The sequence below is a fragment of the Paenibacillus sp. J2R1T-4 genome (genome assembly GCF_059692235.1).
In genome coordinates this window covers 42,071-63,968 of sequence record NZ_JCAUBA010000032.1, presented here as the reverse complement: position 1 = coordinate 63,968, position 21,898 = coordinate 42,071, and the positions used below count along the sequence as shown (strand labels likewise).

Sequence of the window (21,898 nt, the reverse complement as noted above, 5' to 3'; positions counted from 1 at the left end):
CATCCCGAACACGACCGTTAAGCCCTCCAGCGCCGATGGTACTTGGACCGCAGGGTCCTGGGAGAGTAGGACGTTGCCAAGCAGGAGCAGATAAGCAAAAGACCCGCACATGATGTGCGGGTCTTTTGCTGTCTAGATTATTACAATTCGAGCCTGAGCTTTTCGAAAGCCATTTCATCACTCAAGCACGAATAAGCCAATCGGACTATCCCTTATTTCTGCACTGCGAACCGATTTTTCTCAAAACCAGGCCAATAACCAGTAGTAAAACTTGCTATTCCAACTGAAGCCGTCTTGTCCGTCAAAATACCGTATACTAGCACAGTGGCTAACTGATCTCCATAGGACCTAAGTAGTAACCTAAACCACAACTTCTCTCTCACTCAGCCGGTTTTTGCACGAATTAGTGGCCAAACTGCAACTATTCCCACACACTCCCGCTTTTTACCAGAATTAGCTGCAAGACCGCAACTAATCTGACCTATATGGCACTGAAAATGGCGATTTGCTAAGATTAATTGCTTTCTCGCAACTAAATGCACGGTTTGGAGCAACGTCGAAGAGATTAATTGCTGTTTCGCAACTAATCTCAGTGACATCATCCACACCACAATACGTTGATCTACTCCGCATAATAAGAGGTTTCTTTGGGATTAATTTTGAGTAAACCATAACGACTAGCGGTTCGGAACCGAAAAAGCATCCAGAAAGTAGGAGCTAGTATCCAGATATGTAAGAAGGTAAGCTGCATAATCGAAACGAAAGTAATCCATGGGTAGGCGCAATATATGCAAGCGGCGCCGATGCACAGGTGCTCGGTAAGGAGACGCCTCAACACTGCAAGAGGAACGGGTTGATCAGGAAGCAGTCCGAGCCAAGGGAAACGAATGAGCAGCTTCCAGTGGCGATTCTTCCTGTCTTCACTCAGCCTCAGACCCGCCCAGGTAATAATGCCATGCAGCCACATCAAGCCAATAAACCCGGCAGGGGTCCATACGGCAAAAGTAAGCCCGTACTGTATAGCTACAGCGGTGAAGCCGAGGACAGGTAACAGACCATACAACACCATCCATTGTGACTTATGCTTGATTCTAAGAATAAGTCTGTAGTTATAGATGGTAACGTCTCGATCAGGTCTGTTCACGATTAGATGCTCCTCTATTGGTGTTCTATTGCTTGGCCTTGCTAGTACCAAATTAGCAGATTTTCAAAGTTTCCTAGTCGATAGATGATCTTATTATTATACAATTAACCTGGGATCTAGGGAAGAATACGTGTACAGACACCATTTTGCAGCATCAGGAATATTCTGGATTTAGGTCAAGAAAATATTGCGATTCTAGTTTACAAGACTAGAAGTTGTGGCATACTGATAGATAAGGTAGGTGAAGCAACCATGGAAGAAGAGATTAAGAACCATCGATGCATCATATGCGAGCAAGACAAATCGTTAGGGATCATGATCTGCTCGGAATTTTTATGTGACGAGTGTGAAGCTGAAATGGTTCGCACGGATGTTAAGGACGCCAAGTATCCCTTTTTTGTTCATCAAATGAATAAGATTTGGTACAAACAAGACGCTTAATTTTATTGAAAGTCTATTTATATATGTACGGCCTTCCAGATAAGGAGCAGGCCTTTTTGCTTTTTGGGTAAAGGATAGGGTATTGTGAATATAGCTAGTAACAAGTAATGAGAATCAGGAGTGTCGGATATGTTGCCCGAGCGAGCGCCTTTATATGAGAAGTTAGTTGAAACCGAGCGAAGACAATACGCCCGATTTCATGTCCCAGGCCATAAAGCGGCTATGCCGGAAAGTGACGGAAGATTCACAGGGTTCGAAACCTATAAATCGATTATGGCGATAGATATGACAGAAATTGCGGGGCTTGATGATCTTCATCAGCCTGACGGGGTGATTCAACAGGCGCAGGAGTTAGCGGCTAGTTGTTTTGGCGCGGAGGAGACGTTCTTTCTGGTTAACGGGAGCACGTCAGGGAATTTGGCCATGATTATGTCAGTATGTGACCAAGGCGATCTTGTGCTTATGCAACGCAACGTGCATAAGTCGGCCATTCATGCTTGTATGCTGGCAGGATGCAAGGTTGCATTTATTACCCCTGAGCTAGACTCGCAATCCGGAATCTTTACGGGCGTGTCAGCAGAGTGTGTGCGGGAGGCATTACAGCAATATCCTGAAGCTAAGGCGGTATTCATCACCAATCCGAATTATTATGGAATGGGCGGGGATATTGCAAGTCTTGCGAATGCAGTGCATGCTCACGGTGTACCGCTGCTTGTGGATGAAGCGCATGGCGCACATTATGGGTTTCACCCTGGTGTGCCGGCATCAGCGATGGCAGAAGGTGCCGATGCTGCTGTGCAATCAACCCATAAGATGCTGACATCGCTCACCATGGGTGCTATGCTCCACGTTCAAGGCGAGCTGATTGATCGAAGCATAATCAGACAGCGGTTAGCTATGTTGCAGAGCTCAAGCCCTTCGTATCCCATTATGGCCTCACTCGATCTAAGTCGCCGATTAATGCATACAGATGGGAAGGCACTTATTGATGCTGCACTCCAGCGAGTGGTTGATTTCGGGCAACAGTTAGCCGAGTTATCTGATTCCTATGAGTTGCTGCAGCCTGCGCCGACAGATACTTATACAACACTGGATCCCTTTAAGATAGCCATAAGATCCACTCGCGGAACTTTATCGGGGTATCAGCTACAGCAGTTGCTGGAGGAGTATGGCTGTATAGCCGAAATGGCCGATCCTCGGTATGTGTTGCTCGCGCTCAGTCTGCATACTTCTGAGAAGGATCTGGCACGAGCGATTGAAGCCTTGCGACAAATTGCCATGACTTCGTTGCCTCCAACGAGGCAGCAAACAATTGATAGCTATATAATAGAAGAAACACATTGGAATCAGGCTGCAATGTCTTCTCGCGTCTCTCTTCCTGCTATCATTCAATTACCAGCAGTTCGTGGGAATGGGCAGGCAACAGAGGTTGTGAAGCTGTCCGATGCTATCGACCGGGTTGCGGCAGAGATGGTTATACCCTATCCTCCGGGCATTCCGATTCTATATCCAGGAGAGAGGGTAACCGCAGCAACGGCAGCATGCTTGACGGAGTTGGCTCGTCTTGGAGCCAGATTCCAAGGATGCAGAGATGTTATCTTACAATCCATACTAGTTACAAAGTAAATCATGAAGAGCCGTTTAGCAGGAATCAATGCGGTTCATCTAGAATAAAGGAAGAGTAGCTTAACCGCTACGCTCTTAGGGAATGCTAAGCAGGTCATTGCTTGTTTGATATTTAATTTCATTGTTTCGCGGGTAAGTAGAGCTAGAAAGGGTAGGGAACTATACATTGGTTAAAGGGTATTTTATTAGCGTCGAAGGCGGAGAAGGAGCAGGTAAAACATCTGCCATTCGAATGATTGAGCAATATTTGCATTTGAAGGGATATTCAGTCGTCTCAACCAGAGAGCCTGGCGGAATTCCAATCGCAGAACAGATCAGGAATGTTATATTAGATACAGGAAATACGGCTATGGATGCTCGGACTGAGGCACTTCTTTATGCAGCAGCGCGCAGGCAGCATTTGGTTGAAAAGGTTGTTCCGGCTCTCCAAGAAGGAAAAGTAGTCTTGTGTGATCGATTCGTGGACAGCAGTCTAGCCTACCAAGGCTTTGCTCGTGGTCTAGGAATGGATGAGGTGTGGAGTATTAATGAATTTGCTGTTGAGGGTATGCTGCCGAACCTTACGCTGTGGTTCGATGTTTCTCCTGAAATCGGATTATCGCGTATTCATGCTGATACCGGGCGGGAGTTGAACCGGCTTGATTTGGAAAAGCAGGAATTTCATCAGAAGGTTCAGGAAGGGTACCGTAAGCTGCTTGTGAAATTTCCCGATCGGATTGTATCGATTAACGCGGATGGAGATATGGAGTCTGTGCACAACCGTATCAGGAATGTTTTGGATGCAAGAATGGATCGTTTGTCCGACACCAATTAAGCCTACACGTAGTATAATGAATTTGAGCACCAAAAAAAGATGAAAACGTTTTCGTTCAAAATATGGTATAGTTAGGTACACGGCTTCTGTAGACACAGGCTTCACAATATTTAAACCAAGCTTACGAAGCACATTGCTTCCCAATAAGAAGGAGGGCATCGAATGAAATTAGTCATTGCGGTAGTACAAGATAAGGATAGCAATCGTCTATCCAATGCACTCGTCAAAGAAGGGTTCCGGGCTACCAAGTTAGCTAGTACAGGCGGATTTCTTAAAGCGGGCAACACCACGTTTATGATAGGAATCGAGAACGAACGGATTCAGGAAGTACTGCAAGTTATTAAAGCTAATTGCAAGGTTAGAGAGCAGTTGGTTACCCCTGTTTCCCCAATGGGCGGGACGACGGATTCCTATATTCCTTTCCCAGTTGAGGTTCAAGTTGGCGGTGCAGCCGTGTTCGTACTTCCTGTCGAGCGATTCGAGCATTTCTAAAGGTTGGGATTGTTGTGAAAATTAATCCGGGCTGGCGCCCTTTCGGCAAGACCATTCAACCTGGAGACAGCTCTAACCAACCTCCGGTTCCGCCTAAGAACTTCTCCGATACCTTGCATCATCAAGATGAGAAAGCGAATCTGGAGCAGTTAAATCGGATGCTCAAGCAAATTCAGATGCAAGGGGAACGACTAGCCAAATCGATGACCGTTCGGGAGCTCCGCCTGTATAAAAATATGGTGAAGCAATTCCTGGAGGAGACGGTTCGGCGAGGCGTTTCCATTAAGGATACCAAGGGTTGGGACCGCAGAGGCAGAGGTAAACGTTATAAACTACTAGATGAAATTGACCGTTATTTATTAGATATGGCAGACGATATGCTCGAGACCGAACAAGGCAAGATAGATTTACTTGTCAAAATGGGAGAGATTCGCGGCCTTTTAATTAATTTATTTTTCTAGAACATAATCAGGAACTACCTTGTATGGAGCGATGTAAAGCATGTCTTTTCAACTAATAGCAGGACAAGAAAGAGCCAAACAGCTGCTTCAGAATAGTTTGCGTCATTCTAAAGTTTCTCACGCTTATATTTTTGCTGGCCCCTCAGGAACTGGCAGGAGACAGACTGCCAAGGTGTTCGCACAATCCATTTACTGTGAAACATTACAGGACGATGCTTGCGGAACGTGCCTCTCCTGCCGTAAGGTAGAGCATGGCAATCATCCTGAATTATTTTTTATTGAACCTGATGGGGCTACTATTAAGATCGATCAAATTCGCGAGCTGCAGCAGCAATTGTCTTACCGGTCTGCTGTAGCCAGCACAAAAATATATATTATTCATGAAGCAGATCGAATGACGGTTCAGGCTGCGAATAGCTTGTTGAAATTTCTCGAGGAGCCTGGGTCCCCAACGGTCGCTATTCTGATTACTGAGAATGGACAAGCCTTGCTGCCAACCATTCAGTCAAGAGCACAGTGGGTTGCATTCACCCCTATGTCCGCTGCAGAGATGGAGACAATCCTTACAGCAGAAGGGCTGTCCAAGGAATTGGTACGTTGTGCAGTACAGTTAACCTCAGGAATTGATGCAGCTAGAACGTTGTCCCAATTAAATGAATTTGCAGAAACCAGAAATGCGGTGTTACAATTGATGAAGGACGCCATAAGCAAGCTTCCTATCATCGGAGCTATTCAACAGAAAGTAATCAAGACGGATGTCAGTGATCGTATAGATTTGTTTTTCGATATGATTGTATTATGGTTAAAAGACATTATTCATATAAGCAGCGGCAAGAGAGAACGAGTCGTTTTTATAGATCAGGTCGATTGGATGGCCAACCATGCCTTTACGCGGAGTGCAGGTACATGGGTGGAGTATATGGAGAATGCAATAGAATCGCGAAAGCGTGTACGGTTTAATGCCAACGCTCAATTAGCGTTGGAGAACTTTTTCATTTCTATTCAGCAAGCCAAATAAGTAGTGTTGATGCTTACGAAGTGCTTTTCTTTCAGAAAAGCTTAGTTTATGCTTACGGAGTAAACTTTCCTGACGGAAAGTTAAGATGATGCTTACGAAGTGCTTTTCTTTCAGAAAAGCTTTAGGGGGGAAGACATGTACAACGTAGTTGGAGTCCGCTTCAAGAAAGCGGGAAAAATCTATTATTTCGATCCACTCGATCTTCCTATAGAGAATGAAGATGCCGTAATAGTCGAGACTGCCAGAGGAGTAGAATATGGCAAGGTAGTAATCGGCAAACGGATTGTAAAAGATTCTGATGTTGTGCTTCCATTAAAGCGAGTCATTCGCGTAGCCAATGACGCAGATGCTAAATTAGTGGAAGAGAACAAACAAGCTGCACAGAATGCTTTGCACGTGTGTCAGGAGAAAATACGGGAGCATCAGCTTAAGATGAAGCTGGTGGACGTTGAATATACGTTTGATCGAAACAAAATCATATTCTATTTCACCGCAGAAGGACGGATTGATTTCCGTGAGCTGGTGAAGGATCTGGCCAGCGTATTCCGGACGAGGATCGAATTAAGACAAATTGGCGTTCGAGACGAGGCCAAGATGCTTGGTGGAATTGGTCCTTGCGGCAGAATATTGTGCTGCTCCTCATTTCTAGGTGATTTCGAGCCGGTATCTATCAAGATGGCGAAGGATCAGAATTTATCTCTGAATCCAACGAAGATTTCTGGCTTGTGCGGAAGATTGATGTGCTGCTTGAAGTATGAACATGATCAGTATGAAAGTGTTCGCGAAGAGCTTCCGAGAATTGGAAGCTATGTAGTCACTTCACTTGGGAATGGTAAAGTGATTGGGTTGAAAGTCGATGAGCGTATTATTCGGGTTCAACTGATGGATAATGGTAAAGTAGAAACATTCCCGTTCGAGGATGTTGTAACACAAGGCTAGCGGATTTCGGCGTTGGGGTGGGACCGTGGAGAAAAATGACGTTTTTACACATATAAATGAAATGGAAGATCAATTGGGTGCGATTCACCAGCGCTCAGGACTTCTCAAAAAGCAGATTATGTTATTACTCGAAGAGAACAAAAGACTCAGTATCGAAAACCAACAATTGCGCAAGCTTCTTCGTAAGGAGTCGCAAGTACCCGTCACAGCAGCAAGTCAGACAAGTGCTGTCACTGTGCAAGCGGGAACTCCTGAAGAAGTGCAATCCGTCGGGGAAGGCTACGATAACTTGGCTCGATTGTACAACGAGGGATTTCATATATGTAATGTGCATTATGGACATTTGCGGACGGAGAAGGATTGTTTGTTCTGTTTATCCTTTTTGAATAAATAAGCCGATCGTACTGTAGAGAGCCCAGGTTCTCTACGGTTTTTTTTGAAGTTTTTGCGGTACTGCTGTCATGAAAAGAGAGAATGATGGAGAAGATGAGGATGGAAATGAAGCGAGAAGAGATCATATTACATCCGGATGAGCGTCTGGATGATCTGCTGACTGAAGATATACGAATTATACAAAGCGACGAAGTGTTTGCTTTTTCATTAGATGCGGTGCTGGTGGCGCGATTCTGTTCTGTCCCCTTCAAAGGGAGAATAGTCGATTTATGTACTGGCAACGGGGTAGTTCCCCTGTTACTCTCGACACGTACGAAGTCCCATATTACTGGGGTAGAAATTCAACCTAGATTAGCTAACATGGCGCTTAGGAACGTGCAACTGAATGCGTTAGACGACCAGCTCTCTATAATAGAAGGAGATTTGAAGGAAGTGCATCATACGTTGGGGCGCGGTCAGTTCGATTTGGTTACCGTTAATCCTCCCTACATGCCGATCACGTCCGGAGAACAGAATGAGAACCCCCACATTGCTGCTGCCCGTCATGAGCTGTTGTGTACTTTGGACGATGTGTTAGCCGCTTGTGCCCGATTAGTCAGGACTGGAGGGCGAGTAGCTATGGTCCATAGACCGTCACGGCTTATTGAGATCATTGCAGGAATGCGTCAATATAAGCTTGAGCCCAAAAGAATCCGATTCGTACATCCTCGTGCTGGCGAAGAAGCGAATATGGTACTAATTGAAGCGATCAGGGATGGAAAACCAGAAGTCAGATTGCTGCCTCCCTTGATTGTTCATGAGAAGGACGGCTATTGCCAAGAGCTAAAAGATATTTATTATGGTCAAGCCAAACAGCTAAGAGAGAACGGAAATCACTAGTGAAGGGAGTACGTTGCCATGCTGCGCATACAAAAAAGCTTCACGAATCAGGATGTGAAGGTCGGAGGCACCTTATATCTGGTTGGAACACCAATCGGGAATCTGGAGGATATGACGTATCGGGCTGTGCGGGTGTTAAAGGAAGTGGATTGGATCGCGGCCGAAGACACAAGGCAAACCCGTAAGCTCTTAACCCACTTCGAGATTTCGACTCGACTGGTTAGTTATCATGAACATAATAAACGAGCAAGCGGGCCAGAGTTAATCCGACATTTATTAGAAGGGAATTCCATTGCGCTTGTTAGTGACGCAGGAATGCCGGCTATATCGGATCCCGGGTATGATCTAGTACAATTAGCCATCGAGCAGAAGATTGACGTAGTGCCTGTCCCAGGGGCTAATGCAGCGTTGTGTGCGCTAATCGTGTCCGGCTTGCCTACAGAGCGATTCCTATTCGCGGGCTTCCTGCCTCGTGAGAAGAAGTCTCTCAGATTGGAGTTAGAGCGGCTTAAGTATGTAGAAGCCACTTTATTGTTCTATGAATCGCCTCATCGTGTAATTAAGACGCTCGAGGGGATTAGTGAAGGATTAGGTAATCGTCAGGTAGCTATAATGAGGGAAATCAGCAAACGGTACGAAGAGGTATTGAGGGGTACAGCGGATGAGTGTTTGCAGTACGTCCTGCAGCACGAGCCGAAAGGAGAGTACGTCCTAGCGGTAAGCGGTTCAGATGGTACGCAAGAGGAGCAGGCGGAGCGCGCAGGAACGAGCTGGTGGCAGTCTTTGTCGGTTGAGCAGCATGTGCAGCATTATATGGAACAAGCAATAGACCGTAAGGAAGCCATGAAACGTGCAGCGACTGACCGTGGTGTATCCAAGCGCGATATTTATAATGAGCTTTTAAAAGGGTAGCATTGAATATAAGCGATAACAAAAAAAGTATCCCCAAGCATAACAGCATGGGCTGTTGTGACTTAGGGATATAGAGGAGATATATAAAAGGTTAGAATTAACAATTTCGTTATATTCCTATTATAACCTATTTTTTTGATTTTGTCTTTTAATTTGTCATAGATTTATAAATTTCTGAAAGCTCTGCTAAACATTCTTTACTGATCATCTTACCTTTGAAGTATACGAGGTTATCTGCATTACCTGTGAAGATACATGCTGGCTCGTATTTCTTAAGCATGATGCGTTCTCCGTCAACATAGATCTCCAATGCATCCTTCTCACCGATTCCTAGCGTGCGGCGAAGCTCAATCGGAATGACCACCCGGCCCAATTCGTCTACTTTTCTCACAATTCCTGTGGATTTCATCATCTCTATTTCCTCCCTACTGAATTCGCCATCATTCGACATAGTTCTCACTATTTATAATACCAACCATTCCCATAATAGTCAACCCTGATAGATTTGTTTTTAAGGATAGTACAAATTATTTTTTTACCGGTTGAAACGGTTTAAAATTTGAAAACATAAGCGCTGCAAGGAACTAATAAACAGGAAGGATAGTCTTGGCTGGGAGCAATAAGGTTGTGACATTTAATTGAACAGATAGTCTGCACAAAACTATTTGAGAGAATTGGAAGAATTAGATTAGATATTATTCGACAAAATTATCGCTTTTTGTCGAAAATAAGAGATAGAATAGTGGAGTTTGTCGAATGAAGTCATTGCTGTCGGAATATCAACTGTTTGCGGTTGTTTTTGTCGATTTCGTATATACTTAGGATGATGAGAAAGGAGAGATATTCCAAATGGGCGTTCCGTTGCAAGAAGAGAAAGTGTTCAAGGATCCGGTACACAAGTACATCTATGTACAAGACCAAGCGATCTGGGATTTAATCGACACCAAAGAATTTCAGAGACTGAGAAGAATTCGACAGCTGGGAACCTCCTTCATGACTTTTCACGGAGCGGAGCATAGCCGATTCTCTCACTCACTCGGTGTTTACGAAGTAGCACGCAAAATTATTTCGCAATTCGAACGGAATGCTTACTCTGAATGGCCGAAGGAAGAGCGCCTGCTAACCTTATGCGCGGCATTGCTCCACGATATTGGTCACGGTCCTTTCTCTCATTCCATTGAGAAGGTATTCGGTACACATCACGAAGAATGGACATGCCAGTTGGTTCTGGGCGATACAGGCGTAAATCGGGTATTACGTCAAGCGGATCCTGCACTGCCAAAAAATGTATCGGATGTTATATGTAAATCATATGGCAAATCGATTGTGGTTAGTCTTATTTCTAGTCAACTGGATGCGGATCGCATGGATTATTTACTAAGGGATGCCTATTTTACCGGAGTTAATTACGGCACCTTCGATCTGGAGCGTATTCTTCGAGTTATAAGGCCTCATAAAGGGCATGTGGTCGTAAAAGAAAGCGGAATGCATGCGATAGAAGATTATTTAATGGCACGGTACCAGATGTATTGGCAGGTTTATTTTCACCCCGTTACGAGAAGCTCTGAGATTGTATTGCGTAAAATTTTCGAGCGCGCCAAAAAATTACATCAAGATGAATACGTCTTTGGGTTTATGCCGCAATCGTTTGCAAGCTTACTTCGCGGTACTTTGTCTATTGAGCAATATTTGCAATTGGATGAATCTTATGTTCAGATGACATTAACGCAGTGGACAAGCGAAGAAGATCGAATTCTGGCAGATTTATGCGACAGATTCCTGAATAGGCGATTATATAAATATTTGACATTGGATTTGTACCCGGATTCATGGGAAGAAGAACTAAGGGAATGGATGCGTCGCTTCGGGATCGATCCGGACTATTATATGGAGATCGATTTTTTGACGGACGTGCCCTATGATGTGTACCGGGCAGGGAGCGGCGAAGAAAGCTTGCCGATTATGCTGTTGGATGGTAAAGAAGAGCTTATTGAAATTTCTCGCAAATCGGAGATCGTAAGATCGATCAGCGAAATTCATCAGGGCGAAAAGCGTGTATACTTTCCGGAGGATCTGTTATTCGAACAATCATTGCAGATGCCAGTGGAGTGGAGGGCCAGATTTGGTTGGGGGGCCTAAAGAAAATCGAAGAGGAGCTTATAAACTAGCATGATTATTGATACACATACCCATATGAACGATAAAGCTTTTGATGAGGACAGGGATGAGGCGATTGCTCGAGCTCGCGAGAACGGAGTAAGTCATATTATCAATATTGGCTTCAATCGGGAGACGATTCCAAGCTCAATCCGCTTAGCGGAGCAATATGACTTTGTTTATTCAACAGTCGGCTGGCATCCGCAAGATGCCGTTAACATGAAGGAAGGCGATTTGGAGTGGTTGGAGTCTTTGGTAACTCATCCGAAGGTAGTCGCAATTGGGGAGATTGGATTGGACTACTATTGGGATACGTCACCCAAGGACGTACAGGAGCGAGTCTTCCGCGAGCAGATTCAGTTAGCGCGTAAAGCGAACTTGCCGATCTCGATTCATAATCGCGATGCGCATCATGATGTGGTGAAGATTCTCAAGGAGGAGAATGCAAAGGATGTAGGCGGAGTGATGCACTGCTTCTCCGGGAGTTGGGAAACAGCTAAGATGTGCTTGGATATGAACTTCTATATTTCCTTTGGCGGGCCGATCACCTTCAAGAACGCGAAGCAGCCCAAAGAGGTGCTGGCGAAGGTGCCGATCGATCGGGTGCTCATAGAGACCGACGCCCCTTATTTGACGCCGCATCCTCATCGCGGCAAGCGCAACGAGACCGGCTATGTCCGGCTCGTAGCCGAATCGGCGGCCGAGATTGTCGGCCTGCCGCTAGAGCAATTCGCCGCGCTCACGACGGCGAACGCCAAAAGGCTGTTCCGATTGCCCTAGGGGGCAAACGGAACAGCCTTTTGGCTGCTTGCGCCTGCGGCGGCGGCGCACTCGGCGCGGCCTCGCGCGGTCGCGCGCAAGCACGCGCCCGCGCACGCGCGACGCGCCCGCGCACGCGCGACGCGCCCGCGGCTACGCCGGCCGCTCGCGCCGCATGCGCTGGCGCACGACGCCGGCCGCGGTCACGGCGGCCGCTGGCAGCAGCGCCATCCACGGCGCGAACGCGGCACTTGCGAGCAGCGCGGCCGTGAGCAGCGCAAGAACGGCGAGCTGCGCGCGAAATGCCACTGCGGCCACCGCGTGGCGCATGGCTTCGCCTGGCAGCGGATAGAGCGCAGGCATTACAGCATATGTATGATATTCACGCAGAGCGGATAACTGTACGTGTATGACTAGCGCGAAGAACATGTACAAGCATGATGCCATCCATGGGTCCGTACTTGTAAGTAATAGAACGATTGCAATCATAAGCAACCGGAGCACAATGCTCGTTAATTCTGACCGAATAAGCGTTAAGGCATACAAGAGGACATAGGAATTGCTTTGACGGAAGCCAATTCTCGCTGTTGCAAAAGATAAATAGCGTCGCCTTTTGACTATGGGAGGCATTTCCTCAACGGTTGTAAACCAGCTGAAGAACAAGGAAAAATAGGATTGATGCGTCCTTTCGCGTGCAATCAGCTGTGTCCAATGAACCTGATGTGAGGGCAGCAACCGGATTAATAAACTTACAGAAGCAAATAGGAGTAAGAACGACAATCCAGCAAGAGTGAATCCGTAGCGGAACAAGAGGAACAGGACGATAAAGGTACTGACCCATCTTACCGCTGCAATAAGACGTCGGTGTCCGGCTCGAACTAAATTAGCTTCCTTCCAATTCCCCAGCAGATTGGCGAGCTTTAAAGCGATTATTAGGAACAAAAGCACTAATAGCGGGACAGCGTCCTCACCGAATCCATATCGGTAGAGCGGACCTAACGCGGTTACAACAGAAAAGGTCAATAGAGCTTGTCCAATGAAGCTATAACGGAAAGCCGCTCGGAAATAAGCGGACATGTTGGATTCCAGAGGAAGCAAGAAGACGCTATCCGCGCCTCGAAGCAGCGTGCGAACCGGACTTACCGTGATAACGGGCAGCAAGAGGAGGGTTAACACTAGCGTAAAAGGGAAGTTTTCTGGCAATTGCTTGAGAGAATTCGCGTAAAAGTAAGCCAGCGCAATGCTGGCAAACAGCATAAAGCTGAAAAATCCACTCCTCCCCATATCCCTAGTGTACCGCATTGCGATACCTAGATGGCGTTTGTGCCTTTGCTGCCACAATAAGGTGGGCACCTTCATTTGACGCCCTCCCCAATCAAGGAGAAGAATAATTCTTCTAATGAAATATTTTGTTGTATGCCAGCCTGTTCTTTGATATCCTCAAGTGTGCCATATGCGATCGTGCGACCTTTATGAAGCACAATAAAACGATCGCAATACTTCTCAATTGTCGACAAAATATGAGAACTGATCAACAGTCCGGCACCTTCTTGCTTTCGAGCGACCATAAGCTCTAACAACGAGCGCATACTGAGCGGATCAAGTCCGAGAAAAGGTTCGTCTACAATATAGAGTGAAGGTTCGACAAGAAACGCACACATAATCATCACCTTCTGCTTCATGCCCTTCGACAAATGCTGAGGAAAGCTGTCAAGCTTGTCGCTCATCTGGAATTGGGCACCGAGAACAGCGCATCTGCGTTCGAATTCTTGCTCATCAAGTCCATATACCATGGTAGTGAGCTTCAAATGCTCCTTAATAGTAAGCTCTTCATACAGCTCTGGAGCTTCCGGTACGTAAGCGAGACCAGAACGGAACTGATGCTCGTCACGCAGCGGCTCTTGTCCGCCGATACGAATTGTACCCTGCTGCGGCTGTAACAGTCCTAAGAGATGTTTAATGGTCGTGCTCTTTCCTGCTCCGTTCAACCCAATTAATCCGATCATCTCGCCAGAGTTAACAGAAAAAGTAAGATCATGCAATATTGATTTATTTTTGAAATAACCGCCATACAAATTTTCCACTTCCAAAATCGGTTTCATGCGTCCGCCTCCGATAAAATGATCCTTTTATCCTATCTTTTTTAGAAATTTCAAGTACATTTTTACCTATTTTTTTCAACTAATGACCCGAAAATAATGAAAACATACGTCCGGAAGAGAAGCAGGGAGCTATAGAACTGAAAAAGTGTGATTAAATACACAAAATAAGCTTATTTGCTTGTTTTTGCATACTCCGCTAGCTTTACAGCATCGGAGGAACATCGTACACTAACCTTCATAATAACTTAACTTCATATTGCTATCAATTTCCAATCGCTGAGTTTTCAGAAATGAAAAACGGGGGAACCAGATCAGGTTATCATTGGGGTGAATTTCGTAAGAAAGACGATGAGTGTCTTCGAGCGAATAGGGCGACTCTCACGTCCGAATCCGACAGCTAACCTCGTAAGCGTGAAGAGAGAGGCACTTTGTCGGGCGCCTATGCTTGTATTTGATTTAGCATGGTTCGCAACAGCCGAGAAGAGTCCCTCTTCTTGGCTTTTTAACGTCTTAACCAAGTAAAGCGTTAAAGCGAAAGAGAAGCATCTTTTTTTTCCGAAGTGGTGATATTTGGATCAGGCTCCTCATAGTGATAGGAGGGGGCGGTTGGCCCAAAAATCAACAAGCGGAAAGCGAAGGTGGCACAAATAATAATCCATAGTCGCGTCTAAACCGATCGCGTAACACAAAAGACGGCGGGGCTTATAAGGAGGACCGAAGAAGTGGGAGCTATTCACCAAGGAGAACCCCATGTAAAACGATCATCCAGCATGACCTTCGCATTGCGATGGAAGCGTGAAAACGTGCGTTTGATATTTGCCCTTTCTGCATTTTCAATCGCTATGACTTTCATGTTTTTGGTGTTGTTGTACGGTACGGCTACCAAGAGCGTATCCGTAGTAGTGAATGGACAAGAAACCGTTGTGAGCACTAAACAAGGGGTCCTTCAACGCCTACTGGATGAACTGGCCATTACGGTCGGAGAACATGATCGATTGTCCCAGCCTCTCGAGGCTAAGCTGAAGCATGGGGACACAGTCGTGATCGATCATGCCACTCCGATTCAATTAACGGCCGATGGGAAGACGGAAACAAAGTACACGACAGGAAGAACGGTTGCTGCAGCTTTGCAGGACTTGAATGTCACGGTGGGAGAGCTTGATAAGGTATTCCCTTCTCAGGACACCGGTCTAATTGGCAACGATTCAGTACAGGTGGTCAGAGTTAGCATATCGCTTGAGGATCAGACGGAACCCATTCCGTATGAAACCGTTCAGAAGAATGATCCGAACTTGCTGAAAGGCAAAGAGCAGGTCGTATCGGAGGGCGTAGAGGGTGTTCTCGCCAAGAAAATAGAAAAAGTATTCGAAGACGGTGTTCTTGTATCTGCGAATGTAGTGGATATGAAGGTATCGGCAGAGAGCGTTAACAAAGTAGTTGCTCTTGGAACCAAGAATCCAGTTGTAGTACTATCTGCAGCCTCACCTAATGTTGAAGAGGTGTCTAAGCCGGGGGTAACATTCGGATATAAGCAAATCTTGAATAATGTTACATTAACCGCTTATTCCGTTGATGTCGGCTCTACTGGAAAGACGAGTGATCATCCCCAGTACGGCCTAACGTATTCGGGCACGAGAGTGACTGAAGGACGCACAATCGCCGTAGATCCCAAAGTAATTCCTATTGGTTGGTGGGTTTACATTGAAGGTATTGGACTTCGTCGCGCTGAAGATATTGGCAGTGGTGTGAAGGGCAACAAAATTGATGTTTATTTCGACAATCTTGACTACGCCAAACGCTTTGGCTTGAAACGTGGATACAAGGTTTACATTATCGGAAAAGATAAGCCGGCTTCTAGTTAAGAGGGGCTTGAGCTAATCTGGAACGTTCCCGGCAAGGCGTTCAGCATTGATGAAATCCCAATAAATCGGGTATAGTGTACAATAGAACCTTATGTAAGTCGAAGAAGAGGACGACCGCCCCTCTTCTTTTGTCGTTTTTGATGTATTAATTTATGTATGCTATTCTAACGGAATTCAGGCTTATTTTGTTTCAGATTTAGTTAGATTTTTCGAAGTATTTTTTGTGAAAGAAAGGGACGAGTTTTAAGGTGATCAAAGAAGTCATTGTTGTGGAAGGCAGGGATGATACGATAGCGATTCATCGCGCTGTTCAGGCTGATACTATAGAGACCGGCGGGTCTGCAATCAATTCGGATGTGATCCGGAAGATCGCCCTGGCTCAAGAGCGCAGAGGTGTTATCGTATTTACCGATCCCGACCATGCAGGTGAACGAATTCGCAATATCATTACGTCACGGGTCCCTGGCTGCAAGCATGCTTTTCTAACCCAGCAAGAAGCATCCAAGAAGGGTGATATTGGTGTCGAGAACGCGTCCGACGAAGCTATACGCAAAGCTTTGTCCCAAGTAAGGACAGACTATGAATTATCCGGTTCTGAACTGGAGCCTGCTGCGCAAATTTCGCAAACGGATCTGGTTGCAGCAGGACTGCTTGTTCATCCCGATGCGGCCAGACGGCGGTTAGCCATTGGTAATCGGCTAGGCATTGGCTGCTGCAATGGCAAACAGTTTCTGAAGCGCTGCTCGATGTTCCGTATAACACGGGAAGAGTTTGAAGCGGCGTATCAAGATTTTATCGAAAAAGGATTGTGAACCGCATATGTCTATCCCAATAGATGCAAATGAAATGGTATCGTCGCCTAAGCGAACGAAAGCCATTATAAAAGCAAACGGGCTTGTTTTGAAAAAAAGCCTGGGTCAGAACTTCCTGACCGATTCCAATATATTGCATCATATCGTAGCGGCTGCAGAGCTCGATAAAAGTAAAGGGGCCTTAGAGATAGGCCCCGGGATTGGTGCCCTCACTCAACCTTTGGCAGAAGCTGCAGGCACCGTTGTCGCTGTTGAAATTGATCAGAGATTAATACCTATTCTCGCTGACACCATGTCACCCTATCCAAATGCTCGGATTGTGCACGGTGACGTGTTAAAGCTGAATCTGCGCGAGCTGTGGGCGGAACACTTCAGAGATTGCTCTCAGGTAAGTGTTGTCGCCAACTTGCCCTACTACATTACGACTCCCATCATAATGAAGCTGTTAGAGGACAAGCTTCCAGTTGAGAACATCGTAGTGATGATTCAACGAGAAGTTGCTGAGCGTATGTCCGCTAAGCCTGGGACAAAGGCATACGGCAGCTTAAGCATCGCTGTTCAGTATTACTGTGTCCCAGAGATTGTTAGAATCGTGCCGCCGACAGTTTTCGTTCCGCAACCCAACGTAGACTCGGCCGTGATTCGCTTGAAGCTACGAGACAAGCCTGCGGTAGAGACCGACGATGAATCGTTTCTCTTCGAGGTTATACAAGCATCCTTCGTACAACGCCGTAAGACGATCTCGAACAATTTACTTGCCGCTTTCTTCAGCAAAGAGCGTAAAGCCGATCTCGAGGCCGTACTGGCGTCGTGTGGCATCGATCCTGTCCGAAGAGGCGAAACGCTCACGCTGGAGGAATTCGCTCGTCTGAGCAGCGCTTTAGCCGCTACACTCAATAAGCCGTCCTCTTAGTCATAGGATTCCCTCATTTCGGACGTAATTCGTCGTCCGTGCACTTGGAAACTATAGAAAATAATCTTGCAAACAAACTAAGGATTAGAACTAGCGCTAAGTGGCCCGGTTATTTTCACCGCGCTAGTTCAAACCTGCCTATATATCCGCTCATCCGCTCATCCACTGTTCTCTCACATGCGCGCGCTCCGAACCAAGCCATGTCTTGAATAATCCGCCCGCTTAAGCATCGACCTGTCACAACTGACAAATCGCTCCATACTCAGCGTTCCCCGATCATTGTTCAAACTTCTCAAGCATGCTCCCAATCCGCAGCATTCCGTTCAATATTCACGTACACCTCTTATGCCGCGAATCAGTTACTAAATACTTACCCATCCGCCAGTCCGCTGAAACAGATATTATTGTAATATTCAAAAAATTATTTCTACTTTTATTTTCTCTGCTTTCTGCCATTGAGAACGACTTCTACTGTGAATCGGAGCGGAGGCTCAAGAATGGTTGCTATTTAGTCCTGGGGAGATCAGCAACCAGTGCTAGTATGGGTTACTTGGGCGGAAAAGACAGCTTTTTGTAGGATAGCAAGTTTTACTATTGGTTATTGAGCCGGCTTTGAGGAAAATCAGTTCACAATGCGGAAATAGGGGATAGTCAGATGGGTTAATTAGTGACTGAGTGATGAAATGGACCAAATAGAATAGCCAGTAGTAACAAGGCTTAGCTTTAGTCGGCGTACCGCTAAGGGCGCGCAAATGGAGCGGAGAGGGTCGAAATGAGCTGGAAGCCATTTCGATCATCGAAGCGCTATTTGCTATGTACTTTTATACCCTCCCCCGAAGGTGGAAAGGCGTGCACTAAGGAGCGCAAATGGAGCGGAGAGGACTCGAAATGAGCTGGAGAAGCGACTTTTATAGACGTGTTGCAACCAAGCCGAAGGCCTATACAATCGAAGCAACACGTCTATAACGGAGCTGGAAGCCATTTCGATCATCGAAGCGCTATTTGCTATGTACTTTTATACCCTCCCCCGAAGGTGGAGAGGCGTGCACTAAGGGTGCGCAAATGGAGCGGAGAGGACTCGAAATGAGCTGGAGAAGCGACTTTTATAGACGTGTTGCAACCAAGCCGAAGGCCTGTACAATCGAAGCAACACGTCTATAACGGAGCCGGAAGCCATTTCGATCATCGAAGCGGTTTTTGCTATTATTTATCCGTTTCCCTATCTGTTTCCTTTTCCTTATCTGTTTCCTTTTCCTTATCTGTTTCCGTTTCCGTTTCTTTCTTTCCCTCTCTCTTTTCTAATCTCCCCAACGCATCTCCACCTCCCCCCGTCACTCATTAGCCCAGTCATACATAGGATAGTCGAGGAGGCGATTTGGCAATGAAGCTAGGCGACTTGGTCGTACGAAAATCATATGGCGGTGACGTCATATTTAAAATTCAGAAGGTGGAGAACAGCAGGGTGATCATCAAAGGAGTCGATTTTCGGCTTCTCGCCGATTCTCCATTCCATGACCTGATGTTGATGAAGGAGGCAAGGCCGGCTGGGCAATTGCAATCGCAGATGAAGGTGAATGAATCGTTACGGGACTTGGCTCGGTACCAAATGCGGCAGAGGGAGCGGAATCAACCGAACTGGACGACGCAATTCCCAACCGCAGAGCATTCCTATTTTGAGATGCCTGGTAAAGTGCTGCACCTGGACGGAGATCCTAACTACTTGCGCAAAAGCATGTTGATATACGGCGAGTTTCGGGTTCCGGCAGAGGGGTATTATGTGCCAGAGAATGAGATGCCGCACGCCCTCCAAAGACTCCTCCCGCAAGTGAAGCCCAACATTGTAGTCGTTACGGGACACGATGGGATTCTGAAGAACTTACGGGTACTGGATCCAGGTAGTCTTGCGAGTTATAAGCATTCCCGTCATTTTGTGGATTCGGTCAAGAGAGCAAGAGAGTACGAGCGGAATCTGGATACACTCATTGTAATTGCAGGTGCTTGCCAGTCGCACTTCGAGGCACTGCTGCAGGCAGGAGCTAACTTTGCGAGTTCCCCTGCTCGTGTATTGATTCATGCTTTGGATCCTGCGTGTATTGCCATCAAGACAGCGTATACCTCGTTTAAAGAAACGATAAACGTTATGGACGTTATTAATAATACCATTAGCGGGATTCAGGGCATTGGCGGCATTGAGACGCAGGGCAGCTACAGAGTAGGACTCCCTAAGATGAAACCGGCCGTAGAAAAGCAACCACCGGTTACTGCGGAGCAACAAGCATAATTTCATTTTTACAAAATGCAACAAAAATCTACTTTTTTCAGCTTAGCGCCTAGGGCGCTATTATTTTTGGGCAAGAAAATTATCGGAAGGTTGCATATTATTTGAACATTGTGTGAATTATAACGAAGAAAAAATGGGCTCAAATTCCTGAGAATGTAGCAGTAAAAGGCATTGACAATGAGTTTACGACATTGATATAATATTTAGCTTGATTTGACAGCTTGTTCTGGATGAGGTATAATAATTAAGGAAAGAGGTGGTAGTAAGCAATGGCTAAAAATGCGCTGTTGGAAATCAAACGAAACCTAGAGGCTCACGTTGGTCAGAAGATTATGCTGCGTGCCAATGGCGGTCGCCGCAAGACCGTCGAAAGAACAGGTGTCTTGGAAGAAACCTACCCTTCTGTTTTTATTGTTAAGCTTGATCAAGAGCAACATGCATTTAAGCGAGTGTCTTACAGTTATGCGGATATCCTGACGGAATCAGTGGAAGTCATGGTCTGTCAAGATGAGGGACAAGTTCGCATCACTTATATTCAACATTAATATAGCAAGAAGATCACGACCAACGACAAACACTGTTTGTCGTTTTTTGTTGTGCATGCGAGGGAGTGTTTTATCGAATACTACACCTATCCTTACGAAAAGGGAGGAAACATGTATGAGTCGAAGAAGACGGGGAATCATGTCCGAACAGTTCAAGAACGAGCTTGCCAAGGATTTGGGCTTCTATGATACAGTCCAGCAAGAAGGATGGGGTGGAATCAAAGCCAAGGACGCAGGTAACATGGTGAAGCGTGCTATTCAACTGGCTGAACAGCAGTTGAGCGGAGGCAAGCAGTAAGGCATAAGAATGGACGACTAGCTAAGGCGGAATCGCTTTAGCTTTTCTTTTTACCGTTTGATATAATGTTGGAAGTTAACCCTTTGGAGGGGAGCAGTACGGAAAAGAAGGTGGCCTATGAAAATCTACGAGAAAGCTCCGGCAAAAATCAATTTGCTACTGGATGTGTTGCATAAACGCGACGATGGATATCATGAAGTAGAGATGATCATGACGATGGTGGACTTAGCGGACCGACTTGAGATGATGGAGCTTCCGAGAGATACCATTATCATATCAAGCCAAGCCGGCTACATCCCGCTGGATGAGAAGAATTTAGCTTTTCAGGCGGCGCAGTTGATCAAGGAACGATACGAGGTACGAACGGGCGTATATATCCATCTAGACAAACGGATTCCGGTAGCGGCAGGTCTTGCTGGAGGAAGCAGCGACGCGGCCGCTACATTAAGAGGGTTGAATCGGTTATGGCAGCTCAACATTCCGATGGAAGAGCTGCAAGAGCTCGGGGCGGAGCTCGGCTCCGATGTTCCTTTCTGTGTGACTGGAGGGACGGCGCTTGCTACTGGGAGAGGGGAGAAGCTTAAACCTATTACGAATCCCCCGCAGTGCTGGGTCATTCTGGCTAAGCCGCCGATCCATGTATCTACTCAAGAGATCTATGGCAAGCTGAACGCTCAATCTATACCTCATCATCCTTCAGTAGCTCGAATGATTAAAGCTTTGGAAGATCAGCAATTTGCTGAAGTGTGCCAAGCAATGGGCAATGTACTGGAAGATGTAACCGTGAGAGCCTACCCGGAAGTGAAGCAGATCAAAGAATGTATGCTGCGGCTTGGGGCGGACGGGGTTCTAATGTCAGGAAGCGGCCCGACTGTATTCGGACTAGTTTCTAAGGAGTCAAAAGTCGCACGTATTTATAATGGGCTACGCGGTTTTTGCAAAGATGTGTATGCCGTTCGGATGTTAACCTAATCATTTCCTTATTGTTTTTGTAGGGTCAAATGTACAGTTAGTTGATTGAACCCGTATATTCATGGTATATTTTCATTA

At 46.2% G+C, this 21,898-nt stretch carries 23 protein-coding genes, 1 rRNA gene and 1 riboswitch; of the genes, 20 read left to right on the top strand and 4 right to left on the bottom strand.

Annotation, left to right across the window (positions count from 1 at the left end; all coding sequences use genetic code 11):
- A 5S ribosomal RNA gene (rrf, locus tag AC58QD_RS31080) occupies nt 1-82 on the top strand; the annotation flags it as partial.
- A gap of 540 nt (nt 83-622) precedes the next feature.
- Here rrf and AC58QD_RS31075 read toward each other — a convergent pair.
- Complete coding sequence (locus AC58QD_RS31075; protein WP_497338932.1) at nt 623-1,144, bottom strand: hypothetical protein; 522 nt, start codon at nt 1,142-1,144, stop codon at nt 623-625.
- Nucleotides 1,145-1,396: 252 nt separating this feature from the next.
- On the opposite strand from AC58QD_RS31075, the gene AC58QD_RS31070 reads away from it, so the two are divergent.
- The 10 genes from AC58QD_RS31070 to rsmI all read left to right on the top strand — a co-directional run bounded on the left by AC58QD_RS31070 (nt 1,397) and on the right by rsmI (nt 9,119).
- The gene (locus tag AC58QD_RS31070) at nt 1,397-1,585 is read left to right on the top strand and encodes a sigma factor G inhibitor Gin (RefSeq protein WP_497338931.1); all 189 of its coding nucleotides are present in this window, start codon (nt 1,397-1,399) and stop codon (nt 1,583-1,585) included.
- Nucleotides 1,586-1,714: 129 nt separating this feature from the next.
- Nucleotides 1,715-3,211: an aminotransferase class I/II-fold pyridoxal phosphate-dependent enzyme gene (locus tag AC58QD_RS31065; RefSeq protein WP_497338930.1), complete on the top strand. Its 1,497-nt coding sequence runs from the start codon at nt 1,715-1,717 to the stop codon at nt 3,209-3,211.
- A 166-nt stretch (nt 3,212-3,377) separates the two neighbouring features.
- Nucleotides 3,378-4,025, top strand: a complete 648-nt coding sequence (tmk, locus tag AC58QD_RS31060) for a dTMP kinase (RefSeq protein WP_497338929.1) — start codon at nt 3,378-3,380, stop codon at nt 4,023-4,025.
- A 162-nt stretch (nt 4,026-4,187) separates the two neighbouring features.
- Nucleotides 4,188-4,517, top strand: a complete 330-nt coding sequence (gene darA, locus AC58QD_RS31055; RefSeq protein WP_497338928.1) for a cyclic di-AMP receptor DarA — start codon at nt 4,188-4,190, stop codon at nt 4,515-4,517.
- Nucleotides 4,518-4,531: 14 nt separating this feature from the next.
- Nucleotides 4,532-4,978, top strand: coding sequence for a YaaR family protein (locus AC58QD_RS31050; protein ID WP_497338927.1), 447 nt, complete (start codon nt 4,532-4,534; stop codon nt 4,976-4,978).
- A 40-nt stretch (nt 4,979-5,018) separates the two neighbouring features.
- Entirely contained in the window at nt 5,019-5,996 is a 978-nt protein-coding gene (holB, locus tag AC58QD_RS31045) for a DNA polymerase III subunit delta' (RefSeq protein WP_497338926.1), read from the top strand.
- 135 nt (nt 5,997-6,131) lie between these two features.
- On the top strand, nt 6,132-6,935 hold the full coding sequence (locus tag AC58QD_RS31040) for a PSP1 domain-containing protein (RefSeq protein ID WP_497338925.1): 804 nt from the start codon (nt 6,132-6,134) through the stop codon (nt 6,933-6,935).
- 25 nt (nt 6,936-6,960) lie between these two features.
- A complete protein-coding gene (yabA, locus tag AC58QD_RS31035) occupies nt 6,961-7,329 on the top strand; it encodes a DNA replication initiation control protein YabA (RefSeq protein ID WP_497338924.1) in 369 nt (122 codons plus the stop codon).
- A 98-nt stretch (nt 7,330-7,427) separates the two neighbouring features.
- Nucleotides 7,428-8,207 carry a tRNA1(Val) (adenine(37)-N6)-methyltransferase gene (locus AC58QD_RS31030; RefSeq protein WP_497338923.1) on the top strand — a complete coding sequence of 260 codons (780 nt, stop codon included), beginning with the start codon at nt 7,428-7,430 and terminating at the stop codon, nt 8,205-8,207.
- An 18-nt stretch (nt 8,208-8,225) separates the two neighbouring features.
- A complete protein-coding gene (gene rsmI / locus AC58QD_RS31025; RefSeq protein WP_497338922.1) occupies nt 8,226-9,119 on the top strand; it encodes a 16S rRNA (cytidine(1402)-2'-O)-methyltransferase in 894 nt (297 codons plus the stop codon).
- 148 nt (nt 9,120-9,267) lie between these two features.
- Here rsmI and AC58QD_RS31020 read toward each other — a convergent pair whose 3' ends face one another.
- Entirely contained in the window at nt 9,268-9,531 is a 264-nt protein-coding gene (locus tag AC58QD_RS31020; protein ID WP_405460931.1) for an AbrB/MazE/SpoVT family DNA-binding domain-containing protein, read from the bottom strand.
- A gap of 437 nt (nt 9,532-9,968) precedes the next feature.
- Here AC58QD_RS31020 and AC58QD_RS31015 point away from each other — a divergent pair, with 437 nt between their 5' ends.
- Together AC58QD_RS31015 and AC58QD_RS31010 are read left to right on the top strand one after the other, a co-directional pair.
- On the top strand, nt 9,969-11,258 hold the full coding sequence (locus AC58QD_RS31015; RefSeq protein WP_497338921.1) for an HD domain-containing protein: 1,290 nt from the start codon (nt 9,969-9,971) through the stop codon (nt 11,256-11,258).
- Between the two features lie 30 nt (nt 11,259-11,288).
- Nucleotides 11,289-12,056, top strand: a complete 768-nt coding sequence (locus AC58QD_RS31010) for a TatD family hydrolase (RefSeq protein WP_497338920.1) — start codon at nt 11,289-11,291, stop codon at nt 12,054-12,056.
- A 132-nt stretch (nt 12,057-12,188) separates the two neighbouring features.
- On the opposite strand, the gene AC58QD_RS31005 is transcribed toward AC58QD_RS31010, so the two are convergent.
- Together AC58QD_RS31005 and AC58QD_RS31000 are read right to left on the bottom strand one after the other, a co-directional pair.
- Nucleotides 12,189-13,394, bottom strand: a complete 1,206-nt coding sequence (locus AC58QD_RS31005; protein ID WP_497338919.1) for an ABC transporter permease — start codon at nt 13,392-13,394, stop codon at nt 12,189-12,191.
- The gene (locus AC58QD_RS31000) at nt 13,391-14,137 is read right to left on the bottom strand and encodes an ABC transporter ATP-binding protein (RefSeq protein WP_497338918.1); all 747 of its coding nucleotides are present in this window, start codon (nt 14,135-14,137) and stop codon (nt 13,391-13,393) included. Before AC58QD_RS31000 ends, AC58QD_RS31005 begins: the two co-directional genes overlap by 4 nt.
- A 264-nt stretch (nt 14,138-14,401) precedes the next feature.
- A riboswitch (cyclic di-AMP (ydaO/yuaA leader) is annotated at nt 14,402-14,565 on the top strand.
- A 294-nt stretch (nt 14,566-14,859) separates the two neighbouring features.
- On the opposite strand from AC58QD_RS31000, the gene AC58QD_RS30995 reads away from it, so the two are divergent.
- The 7 genes from AC58QD_RS30995 (at nt 14,860) to ispE (ending at nt 21,820) form a co-directional block, all read left to right on the top strand.
- Nucleotides 14,860-15,999 (top strand): resuscitation-promoting factor, encoded by a 1,140-nt coding sequence (locus tag AC58QD_RS30995; RefSeq protein WP_497338916.1) that lies wholly within the window; start codon nt 14,860-14,862, stop codon nt 15,997-15,999.
- Nucleotides 16,000-16,247: 248 nt separating this feature from the next.
- The gene (gene rnmV / locus AC58QD_RS30990) at nt 16,248-16,811 is read left to right on the top strand and encodes a ribonuclease M5 (RefSeq protein WP_497338914.1); all 564 of its coding nucleotides are present in this window, start codon (nt 16,248-16,250) and stop codon (nt 16,809-16,811) included.
- A gap of 7 nt (nt 16,812-16,818) precedes the next feature.
- Entirely contained in the window at nt 16,819-17,724 is a 906-nt protein-coding gene (gene rsmA, locus AC58QD_RS30985; protein WP_497338913.1) for a 16S rRNA (adenine(1518)-N(6)/adenine(1519)-N(6))-dimethyltransferase RsmA, read from the top strand.
- A gap of 1,381 nt (nt 17,725-19,105) precedes the next feature.
- The gene (gene yabG, locus AC58QD_RS30980; protein ID WP_497338912.1) at nt 19,106-20,005 is read left to right on the top strand and encodes a sporulation peptidase YabG; all 900 of its coding nucleotides are present in this window, start codon (nt 19,106-19,108) and stop codon (nt 20,003-20,005) included.
- A gap of 269 nt (nt 20,006-20,274) precedes the next feature.
- Nucleotides 20,275-20,550: a biofilm formation stimulator Veg gene (gene veg, locus AC58QD_RS30975; protein ID WP_497338911.1), complete on the top strand. Its 276-nt coding sequence runs from the start codon at nt 20,275-20,277 to the stop codon at nt 20,548-20,550.
- Nucleotides 20,551-20,665: 115 nt separating this feature from the next.
- Nucleotides 20,666-20,848 (top strand): small, acid-soluble spore protein, alpha/beta type, encoded by a 183-nt coding sequence (locus tag AC58QD_RS30970; RefSeq protein WP_497338910.1) that lies wholly within the window; start codon nt 20,666-20,668, stop codon nt 20,846-20,848.
- 117 nt (nt 20,849-20,965) lie between these two features.
- A complete protein-coding gene (gene ispE, locus AC58QD_RS30965) occupies nt 20,966-21,820 on the top strand; it encodes a 4-(cytidine 5'-diphospho)-2-C-methyl-D-erythritol kinase (RefSeq protein WP_497338909.1) in 855 nt (284 codons plus the stop codon).
- The last annotated feature ends 78 nt before the right edge of the window (nt 21,821-21,898 follow it).

Bases quoted from the DNA above. Each gene is read 5' to 3' on its own strand.
- AC58QD_RS31030 (WP_497338923.1), top strand. From the start codon at position 7,428: ATGGAAATGAAGCGAGAAGAGATCATATTACATCCGGATGAGCGTCTG.
- darA (WP_497338928.1), top strand. From the start codon at position 4,188: ATGAAATTAGTCATTGCGGTAGTACAAGATAAGGATAGCAATCGTCTA.
- rsmA (WP_497338913.1), top strand. From the start codon at position 16,819: ATGTCTATCCCAATAGATGCAAATGAAATGGTATCGTCGCCTAAGCGA.
- veg (WP_497338911.1), top strand. From the start codon at position 20,275: ATGGCTAAAAATGCGCTGTTGGAAATCAAACGAAACCTAGAGGCTCAC.
- yabG (WP_497338912.1), top strand. From the start codon at position 19,106: ATGAAGCTAGGCGACTTGGTCGTACGAAAATCATATGGCGGTGACGTC.
- AC58QD_RS31065 (WP_497338930.1), top strand. From the start codon at position 1,715: ATGTTGCCCGAGCGAGCGCCTTTATATGAGAAGTTAGTTGAAACCGAG.
- AC58QD_RS31010 (WP_497338920.1), top strand. From the start codon at position 11,289: ATGATTATTGATACACATACCCATATGAACGATAAAGCTTTTGATGAG.
- holB (WP_497338926.1), top strand. From the start codon at position 5,019: ATGTCTTTTCAACTAATAGCAGGACAAGAAAGAGCCAAACAGCTGCTT.
- ispE (WP_497338909.1), top strand. From the start codon at position 20,966: ATGAAAATCTACGAGAAAGCTCCGGCAAAAATCAATTTGCTACTGGAT.
- AC58QD_RS31040 (WP_497338925.1), top strand. From the start codon at position 6,132: ATGTACAACGTAGTTGGAGTCCGCTTCAAGAAAGCGGGAAAAATCTAT.
- rsmI (WP_497338922.1), top strand. From the start codon at position 8,226: ATGCTGCGCATACAAAAAAGCTTCACGAATCAGGATGTGAAGGTCGGA.
- AC58QD_RS30970 (WP_497338910.1), top strand. From the start codon at position 20,666: ATGAGTCGAAGAAGACGGGGAATCATGTCCGAACAGTTCAAGAACGAG.
- AC58QD_RS31070 (WP_497338931.1), top strand. From the start codon at position 1,397: ATGGAAGAAGAGATTAAGAACCATCGATGCATCATATGCGAGCAAGAC.
- AC58QD_RS31005 (WP_497338919.1), bottom strand. From the start codon at position 13,394: ATGAAGGTGCCCACCTTATTGTGGCAGCAAAGGCACAAACGCCATCTA.
- AC58QD_RS31020 (WP_405460931.1), bottom strand. From the start codon at position 9,531: ATGATGAAATCCACAGGAATTGTGAGAAAAGTAGACGAATTGGGCCGG.
- AC58QD_RS31000 (WP_497338918.1), bottom strand. From the start codon at position 14,137: ATGAAACCGATTTTGGAAGTGGAAAATTTGTATGGCGGTTATTTCAAA.
- AC58QD_RS31015 (WP_497338921.1), top strand. From the start codon at position 9,969: ATGGGCGTTCCGTTGCAAGAAGAGAAAGTGTTCAAGGATCCGGTACAC.